8 protein-coding genes are annotated in these 8598 nt (G+C 58.1%); 7 read left to right on the top strand and 1 reads right to left on the bottom strand.

The window, feature by feature from the left end; translation table 11 throughout:
* The 3 genes from BLU15_RS29665 to BLU15_RS29655 all read left to right on the top strand — a co-directional run.
* Positions 1 to 522: carboxyl transferase domain-containing protein (locus BLU15_RS29665; RefSeq protein WP_176960391.1), on the top strand; the 522-nt coding region annotated here is incomplete at its 5' end.
* An 11-nt stretch (positions 523 to 533) separates the two neighbouring features.
* Complete coding sequence (locus BLU15_RS29660) at positions 534 to 809, top strand: hypothetical protein (protein WP_244546846.1); 276 nt, start codon at positions 534 to 536, stop codon at positions 807 to 809.
* 43 nt (positions 810 to 852) lie between these two features.
* Positions 853 to 2856, top strand: a complete 2004-nt coding sequence (locus tag BLU15_RS29655) for an acetyl-CoA carboxylase biotin carboxylase subunit (RefSeq protein ID WP_090300372.1) — start codon at positions 853 to 855, stop codon at positions 2854 to 2856.
* Positions 2857 to 3066: 210 nt separating this feature from the next.
* Here BLU15_RS29655 and BLU15_RS29650 read toward each other — a convergent pair whose 3' ends face one another.
* Positions 3067 to 4005, bottom strand: a complete 939-nt coding sequence (locus BLU15_RS29650; RefSeq protein ID WP_176960390.1) for a LysR substrate-binding domain-containing protein — start codon at positions 4003 to 4005, stop codon at positions 3067 to 3069.
* A 247-nt stretch (positions 4006 to 4252) separates the two neighbouring features.
* Here BLU15_RS29650 and BLU15_RS29645 point away from each other — a divergent pair, with 247 nt between their 5' ends.
* The 4 genes from BLU15_RS29645 (at position 4253) to BLU15_RS29630 (ending at position 8466) form a co-directional block, all read left to right on the top strand.
* A complete protein-coding gene (locus tag BLU15_RS29645; protein WP_090300367.1) occupies positions 4253 to 5212 on the top strand; it encodes a tripartite tricarboxylate transporter substrate binding protein in 960 nt (319 codons plus the stop codon).
* Entirely contained in the window at positions 5188 to 5673 is a 486-nt protein-coding gene (locus tag BLU15_RS29640) for a tripartite tricarboxylate transporter TctB family protein (protein WP_176960389.1), read from the top strand. The genes BLU15_RS29645 and BLU15_RS29640 overlap by 25 nt, the downstream gene beginning before the upstream one ends.
* Positions 5670 to 7166, top strand: a complete 1497-nt coding sequence (locus BLU15_RS29635; RefSeq protein WP_090300364.1) for a tripartite tricarboxylate transporter permease — start codon at positions 5670 to 5672, stop codon at positions 7164 to 7166. The genes BLU15_RS29640 and BLU15_RS29635 overlap by 4 nt, the downstream gene beginning before the upstream one ends.
* A 196-nt stretch (positions 7167 to 7362) precedes the next feature.
* Positions 7363 to 8466 (top strand): NAD/NADP-dependent octopine/nopaline dehydrogenase family protein, encoded by a 1104-nt coding sequence (locus tag BLU15_RS29630; RefSeq protein WP_090300362.1) that lies wholly within the window; start codon positions 7363 to 7365, stop codon positions 8464 to 8466.
* Positions 8467 to 8598 lie beyond the last annotated feature (132 nt).

The following is an 8598-nucleotide window of genomic DNA, read 5'->3' as shown; positions in this document are numbered from 1 at the left end:
TCGCGCAAGGCCGCGCGTTTCGTACGCTTCTGCGACGCTTTCTCGATCCCGCTCCTGACGTTGGTCGACGTGCCCGGCTTCCTGCCTGGCACGGCGCAGGAGTATGGCGGCGTCATCAAGCACGGCGCCAAGCTGCTCTTCGCCTATAGCCAAGCGACCGTGCCAATGGTGACGCTGATCACCCGCAAGGCCTATGGGGGCGCCTACGACGTCATGGCCTCCAAGCACATCGGCGCCGACGTCAACTATGCCTGGCCGACCGCCGAGATCGCCGTGATGGGCGCCAAGGGCGCAACCGAGATCCTCTACCGCTCGGAACTCGGCGATGCCGAGAAGATTGCCGCGCGCACCAAAGAATACGAGGAGCGCTTCGCCAATCCGTTCGTCGCCGCCGAGCGTGGCTTCATCGACGAAGTGATCATGCCGCATTCGTCGCGTCGCCGCATCGCTCGTGCCTTCGCATCCTTGCGCAACAAGCAGGTCGATGTCCGCTGGCGCAAGCACGACACGATCCCGCTCTGATGGAGGCAATCATGGAGCCGGAACGCGAACGCATCATGACGCCGGAGGAGGCCCGCCGCGACCATCGCGAGATGCTGCGCTACATGGGGATCCACGCGCTCTACGGCCTGGCGACCGGCGCAACCGTCGCCGGCGTGCTGATCTGGCTCAATATCGGTGCGGTCGGCACCCATATCGCCCGCTCCACCAGCCCAATTCTTGCCACACATGGTCGTCGTGCCCTTTGCGCTGCTCTTCGGCGGCGCTGTTGCGGCATCGTCGATCGCACTCCTGCCCTATCGGCGTAAGTTCAAACGCTGACGCGACACCCAGGATTTGAAAGAGATACGCATGTTCAAGAAGATCCTCATCGCCAACCGTGGCGAAATCGCCTGCCGCGTCATCAAGACCGCGAAGAAACTCGGTATCGCCACCGTCGCCGTCTATTCCGACGCCGACCGCGATGCCATGCATGTGCGCATGGCCGACGAGGCCGTTCATATCGGCCCTTCGCCTTCCGCACAGTCCTATATCGTCATCGACAAGATCATCGAGGCGATCCGCAAGACCGGCGCCGATGCGGTCCATCCCGGCTACGGCTTCCTTTCGGAGAATGCCGCCTTCGCGCAAGCGCTGGAAAAGGAAGGCGTAACCTTCATTGGCCCGCCTGTTGGCGCGATCCAGGCGATGGGGGACAAGATCACCTCTAAGAAGCTTGCAGCCGAAGCCGGCGTCTCCACCGTTCCCGGTCACATGGGTCTGATCGCCGATGCCGGCGAGGCGGTAAAGATCTCCGGATCGATCGGCTATCCCGTGATGATCAAGGCGTCTGCCGGCGGCGGCGGCAAGGGCATGCGCATCGCCTGGAACGACCAGGAAGCGCGCGAAGGTTTCCAGTCCTCGAAGAACGAGGCGAAAAACTCCTTCGGCGACGACCGTATTTTCATCGAGAAGTTCGTGACCGAACCGCGCCATATCGAAATCCAGGTGCTCGGCGACAAGCACGGCAACACGCTCTATCTTGGCGAGCGCGAATGCTCGATCCAGCGTCGCAACCAGAAGGTCATCGAAGAAGCCCCCTCGCCCTTCCTCGATGCAGCGACCCGCAAGGCCATGGGCGAACAGGCCGTGGCGCTGTCGAAGGCCGTCGGCTATCACTCGGCCGGCACCGTCGAGTTCATCGTCGACGGCAATCGCAACTTCTACTTCCTCGAAATGAACACGCGCCTGCAGGTCGAGCATCCAGTCACCGAACTCGTGACCGGCCTTGACCTCGTCGAGCAGATGATCCGCGTTGCGGCCGGTGAAAAACTCGCCTTCGGCCAGGCGGAGGTGAAGCTCAACGGCTGGGCGATCGAGAGCCGTCTTTACGCCGAAGATCCCTATCGCAACTTCCTGCCATCGATTGGCCGGCTGACGCGCTACCGCCCACCGGCCGAGGGCGCCAACGACGACGGTACGGTGACGCGAAACGACACCGGCGTCTTCGAGGGTGGCGAGATCTCAATGTATTATGACCCGATGATCGCCAAGCTCTGCACCTGGGGGCCGGACCGCCTGACCGCTGTCGAAGCCATGGCAGACGCGCTCGATCAGTTCGAGGTCGAAGGCATCGGCCACAACCTGCCCTTCCTTTCGGCTGTCATGCAGCAGCAGCGCTTTCGCGACGGCCGCCTGACGACCGCCTATATCGCCGAGGAATTCGCCGACGGCTTTCATGGCGTGACGCCGGATGAGACCTCGGCGCGCAAGCTGGCGGCCATCGCCGTTTCGATCAACCAGGTGCTGCAGGAACGCGCCAGCCAGATTTCCGGCACCATCGGCAATCATCGCCGCATCGTCGGCAACGACTGGGTGGTCAATCTCGCCGACATGGACTTCCCGCTCACCGCGGGTTCTTCCGCCGACGGCGCCTATGTCCGCTTCAAGGACGGCACATCCGCCTCGATCGCCGGTGACTGGGCGCCGGGCCGCACGCTTGCCACCTTCAACATCGACAATCAGCCGATGAGCGTGAAGGTGGAACTGACGGGCACCGCGATCCGGCTGCGCTGGCGCGGCATCGACGTGGTCGCCCGGGTCAGAAGCCCGCGCGTCGCCGAACTGGCCAAGCTGATGCCGAAGAAGCTGCCGCCGGACACATCGAGGATGCTGCTCTGCCCGATGCCTGGCGTCATCACCTGTATCTCGGTCGGAGTGGGCGAAGAGGTAGAAGCGGGTCAAGCTTTGGCGACGGTGGAGGCCATGAAGATGGAAACCGTACTGAGGGCCGAGAGAAGCGGTGTGGTGAAACAGATTGTCGCCGAGAGTGGTAGCAATTTGCTTGTCAACGAATTGATCCTCGAGTTTGAATGAACCGGGATCGCGGGTAGAGTGGTATGAGCGAAGAACTTGTGAATTGCCTTTCGGACACCTTACTGAGTGGCCACCGCAATTTCATGAAATCCCGGAATTCGGAGCAAAGCGAGAGCCTGGCCGAAAGGCACCAGATCCTCAACCGGGGAACCAGATTTGGCTTTATTTGGATTCTCAGCCGCAAGCTCATGCCATCCGTGGCTGCACTGACTATTTCTCACTGAATGCCGTCAACGACGCCACCTTCATCGACGCAAACATCTCCTCGGCTGTGGCTTGTGCTGCCCGAATATAGTCTTCGATCAACTTCATTCCTTGATTAGCGCCCAATCGGCATAAGCGTAAGTCGGATTTGATTGTCGGCTTGAATCGCTTTATGGCCAACCGTTCGCGTTGGCTAAATGCGAGGAGCGGGTCGAGCACCGATACTCCCATTCCGTCCGCCACCATCTCGCAGACCGCCGTGGCTAAGCTTGCCTCCAGGGAAAGCTTCGTTCGAACTCCATGCTGTTCCAATACGGCATCGATCTTTTGCCGCGTGCGGTTTTCAGGCGAGAAACCGACGAATGGAAGCCCATCAAGGTCGCTCGCTTCGATGACTTCCCTCCCAGCCAGTTCGTGCTCCTTCGGCAGAATGCAAACGAGTTGCCCCGGACCGAGTGGGAAACTCTCGATCAACGGATGTTCCAGGTTGGTATTGACGATACCGATATCGAGCTGGCTCCTGAGAACCCAATCAACGATAAACTGCGAACTCCGCCCTACGACCGATATATGAGCATTGTGATGTTCGACGAGGAAGCGCTTGGTCGCATGGCTGATGAACATGCCTGAGAACGCTGGTAGAACACCAATGGCCACGTGCCCGCGCTCTTCGCGCTTGATGAGCTCGACCGCATGCTCGACTTGCCGAACGCCCGCGAAAATCCGGTCGATATGGCTGTATAGGCGCATTCCTGTCGCCGACGGCAGCAAGCGACCCCGAATGCGGTCGAAAAGCTCGAGTTCCGTATCTTCCTCCAGATGAGCAAGCAGCTTGCTGACTGCGGGTTGCGACACCCGCATCAGCTCAGCCGCCTGGCTCACCGTTCCCGCTTCCACGACCGCCTTGAACGCCTCGATCTGCCGCAGGTTGATGCTTCTCTTCATCGTATAACCTTTCTGAATAGGCCACACCAATTTACGCATTTGACGTTACAGGATTCGATTAATACCGTTGACCGCGCAAACTGGGAACTGGCGTCCTAATAATTCGCAAATCAAGTCGGACGAGCGAGGCTGGACCGGGAGAGCCGGTAAAGCATGCTCACCTGACAATAGGTGGCCTTCACCTTGGCATTGGCCGAGGCTGGAGCCTCGCGCCCAGACATCAAAATAGAGGGAACGGAAGAAGAAAATGAAACTTCGTACACTTACCGCAAGCATCGCCCTGAGCGTCTCGATAGGCATCCCCGCCTGGGCTGAATTTCCGGAAAAACCGATCGAACTGATCGTGCCGTTTGGTCCCGGGGGTGGAACGGATGTCGCGGCTCGTTCCATTGCCATTTTTATGGAAAAGCATCTCGGTGACGGCACCTCGATCGCTGTGATCAATACTCCGGGCGCTGGTGGTGTGATCGGATGGACCAAATTGGCCAACGCCAAACCTGATGGTTACACCATCGGCATGGTTACTCCTCCCAATTTCGTCGCACAGACGATCGCCGGCAATGCGAAGTATGAGTTGGGTGACTTCCAGCTCATTGGCAACATCGTACTCGATCCCGGTGTTCTGGTAGTCAGAAAAGACAGCCCGTATCAGACACTTGCCGACATTGTAAATGCTTCGAGGGCCGCTGAAGGTAAAGTGGTCATCGGCACCTCAGGCGCTGCCGGATCGTCGGAGCATATCGGGCTTCTGAACTTCAATCGCATAGCTGAAACGACGTTCACGCCTGCGTTTTTCGGCGACACTGCTGCACTTCGTCAGGCGATCCTGGGTGGGCACATCCCTGCTGGCACACCCAACCTTTCCGAAGTCGTTCAACTGATCCGCAGCGGCGATCTGCGCCTCTTGGGTGTTATGGCATCCGAGCGCTCTGCATATCTTCCAGACGCACCAACGTTCGCCGAACAGGGCTTTGATCTCGTTGTGACCGCGTCTCGCGGCCTGGCGGCACCCGCGGGTGTTCCTACTGACGTTATCGAGAAGCTAGAGGGTGCGATGCAGGCGGCGATGCAGGATCCGGCCTATAGAGAGACTGCCGCGAAGGCAGAAATCCCACTTTCCTTCCTGGACGCCGGTCAGTATGGCGAGCTTCTCAAGAAGATGGAATCCGACCTGGTGGCAACGTGGAAGGTGACACCGTGGCGCTAAAATCAATCTCGCGGCGCCACGCGGAATTGGGTTTTGCGGCGGCCGTTGTGGCTGCCGCAGGCTTCTTCTTCCAGCAAGCAGCCGAACATCCCGGGCTAAGCGGTTCCTATCCCCAAACCCTCTCTATCCTGCTGGGGATCTTCGGACTGCTAATGATCGGGCGAACCTTGATGGGACGCAGGGCCGACGATAACGAACCCATCTTCGAGCGCCCCGGTCGGGTCTCTCTCGGTGCGCTTGTCGTGGTGTTCTATATAGCGGCCGTTTCCTACGTCGGTTACCTCATTCCCAGCTTTATCCTCGGAGTGGCTTTGCCTTATGCCCTCGGTTACCGCGATCTGCAGGTAGCGGTGCTGACGACGCTGGCTACTCTCGTTTTCATCGTGCTCGTCTTCGTCGTGGCGCTCCAGCGTCCGATCCCTCCAGACCTGCTCGATTCGTTTCTGGCGGTGCTGAGATGATCGATTCAATTCTACTCGCTTTACCGGCAGCCTTTGCCCCGGCCAATCTGTTCGCCGTGGCCCTTGGCACTATGGCAGGACTCATCGTTGGGGCATTGCCGGGCCTGACAGTCATGACCGGCATGGCGGTTCTCATTCCACTTACCTTTGGCATGGATCCGTTGTTCGCACTCGGCATGATGGCTGGCATGTATAACGGAGGAAGTTATGGCGCGGCGATACCCGCAATTCTAATGCGAGTTCCGGGTACTGCCGCCTCAGTCGCAACCCTTATGGACGGGCACGCAATGACCCGGCAGGGAAAGGCCGGTTACGCGCTTCAGGTTGCGGTCGTTTCAGCTGTGATTGGGTCGATCTTCTCAGCGCTGTCGCTCATTACGCTTGCGCCTTCGCTCGTCAAGATCAGCCTGATGTTTGGCCCTGCCGAATTCTTCTGGCTTGCAATTCTCGGTCTCGCAACTGTCGCATCACTACTGGGCAACGACCTATTGAAGGGGCTAATTGCCTCGTGTCTCGGCCTGCTTCTCGGGACCGTCGGCATGGACATGGCGACCGGTGCAGAGAGATATACATTCGGGCGTCTCGAACTCGTAGATGGCCTAGATCTGGTGGTAGTTCTCACTGCGCTCTTCGCCCTTCCCCCGGTGATCCAGATGATCGAGAACGCCATTCCGAACGGCATGCCCGCGGAACTGTTGAATCTGCGCCGACAGAAATCACCGCTCAGAGAATGGAAACGGTTTCTGCCAATCTGGCTTCGCTCGTCCGTAATCGGCATTATTGTAGGGATCTTGCCCGGTGCTGGCGGTTCAATGTCTTCATACCTCGCATATAACGACGCCAAACAGCAATCTAAGGATCCCGACAGTTACGGCAAAGGTAACCCTGAAGGCGTTGCAGCATCAGAATGCGGAAACGGCGCGGATAACGCAGCTTCGCTCATTCCGGCGCTTGCACTCGGAATTCCGGGGTCGGGGGTAGCAGCAGTGATCCTCGGCGGTCTCCTTGTCCACGGCCTCCGTCCGGGACCTCAGCTGTTCGATGAACACGCCGACATCGTTTACGGCTTCATGCTTCAGATGCTCTTGTCCGGAATCCTGGTGGGTTTGTTGGGCGGATTGACAGCCACCAAGATCTTTGGTCAAGCGCTGCGCTTGCCGGAAGTCGTTCTCGGGCCAGTGATTTTGTTGTTTGTGACCATCGGGGTGTACTCGGTAAACAACGCCATCTTTGATCTGCAGACAATGGTGGTTGTGGGTTTGATCGCGTGTGTTATCGAACGGCTCGGCTATCCGAGCCCGCCGATTATCCTTGGCATGATCCTCGGTCCCATCGCCGAAGTTCAGCTGTCGCTCGCGTTGACAATTTCGGGAGGAGAACGGCTTGCGTTGGCCTCTTCGCCGATATCGTTCGTGCTGATCGGTCTGACCCTTCTCATTCTGTGTGTTCCCCTTTGGAAGCGCCGAAAAAGGCAGACCCCTGCCCTCACCTGAGGGATTCACAACGCGCATTAACGCCGTTCGCCTGCAGCATGTAGGCAACGATAAACATCTCACGCTCCGGCCATATCGGAGCGTGAGGGAAACGCCAGTCGATCACAAACGACAGTTTCATTTCTTTCCAGCAATACGGACCGGCTCACACCGAGCAACTCGATGTCCGGAAAATTCAATCGCAACGGTAGGGCATATGCATAAAGTCGCAATTATTGGAGCTGGCGGGATCGGAACCGCCATGGCTGTGTATATGACACGCCGCGGTCACACTGTCGGCATTTGGTCACGATCCTTTGATCCCACCAGGGACACCCTGCCAGGCCCATTGAAGCTGACTGCGACAGGAGTTGTGGATGGCTCTTTCGAGGTCAAAAAGCTTCAGCGCCTCACCGAGCTGGAAGGCTATCCTATAGTTATCATTGCATTGCCCGCCACTGCGTATTTCGACGTGCTGCCCGACTTGGCTATGCACTTGACTTCTCAACAGATAGTCATCTTCAGTGGCTCGCTCTCATTGGCGCCGCTGTGGCTTCACGAGATGGCACGATACGCTGGGAACGATCCAACGATTACAGCATGGGGAACAACCTTGCTGGCCGGAAGCTTTCAGCAGGGTGGAACCCTTCATATCCCCTTCGTTAGAAAAAAATTCGACCTGGCGTCCCTACCCTGTTTCGAAACTGCGAACTCCCTGGACCTTTGCAAGAAGCTTTTCGGTATCGAGTTCCAAGCTCTGTCATCAGTCCTCGATGTGAGCTTGTCGAACATCAATCCCATAGCTCATGCAGGTCAAATGATTGGGAATTTCAGCCGTATCGACAAGGCCGAAAAATGGAAACTGTTTGAGAACTTCACCCCCAGCGGCGTTCAGCTAGCAAACGCCCTGGATGCAGAGCGCTTGAAAATCGCGCAAGCCTACGGTGCGCAAGTGCGATCCCTCCAGCGCCACTATGCATTGTCATATGCGGTCGACGAAGCCGACGTGGCCACGATGGTCAAAGAGATTGATAGAACCGGTTCCCGAACACTTGGACCTGCAACATTGAACCATCGCTATCTCGTTGAAGACATGCCCTACGGTCTGGCCTTCCTGGAAAGGTTGGCAAGCCGGGCGAGCATTGACGTTCCCGTATTAAGTTCGGTCCTCTCGATTCTTGAAGTCATGTGCAAGCTCGACATACGCGGTGGCAATCGCATCCTCGATCTCGTGATCGGCGCACGGGATGACAAGCAAAGCATTATCGAGCGTTGCCAAGGGACACGAACACCCGATCTGACCCGAGCGCTCGTTGAATGAGTGATGGCCGGATCTCGGCAGGCGGCGCATGACGTCGTCTGTCGCTTTCCCCGCACGCTATGACCAATCCGATGTCTTCCAGATGCTTCGCCAATCCCGGTTCGTTGACGGAGGGCGTGAGCACCGGCAATA

The sequence above is a fragment of the Ensifer sp. YR511 genome, assembly GCF_900103045.1.
Lineage (GTDB): Bacteria > Pseudomonadota > Alphaproteobacteria > Rhizobiales > Rhizobiaceae > Ensifer > Ensifer adhaerens.
Note: the sequence above shows the minus strand (reverse complement) of the source record. Positions and strands in the feature narration are given on the sequence as shown.

Coding starts and splice junctions, on each gene's coding strand:
- BLU15_RS29660 (WP_244546846.1), top strand. CDS start 534: ATGGAGCCGGAACGCGAACGCATCATGACGCCGGAGGAGGCCCGCCGC.
- BLU15_RS29655 (WP_090300372.1), top strand. CDS start 853: ATGTTCAAGAAGATCCTCATCGCCAACCGTGGCGAAATCGCCTGCCGC.
- BLU15_RS29650 (WP_176960390.1), bottom strand. CDS start 4,005: ATGAAGAGAAGCATCAACCTGCGGCAGATCGAGGCGTTCAAGGCGGTC.
- BLU15_RS29645 (WP_090300367.1), top strand. CDS start 4,253: ATGAAACTTCGTACACTTACCGCAAGCATCGCCCTGAGCGTCTCGATA.
- BLU15_RS29635 (WP_090300364.1), top strand. CDS start 5,670: ATGATCGATTCAATTCTACTCGCTTTACCGGCAGCCTTTGCCCCGGCC.
- BLU15_RS29630 (WP_090300362.1), top strand. CDS start 7,363: ATGCATAAAGTCGCAATTATTGGAGCTGGCGGGATCGGAACCGCCATG.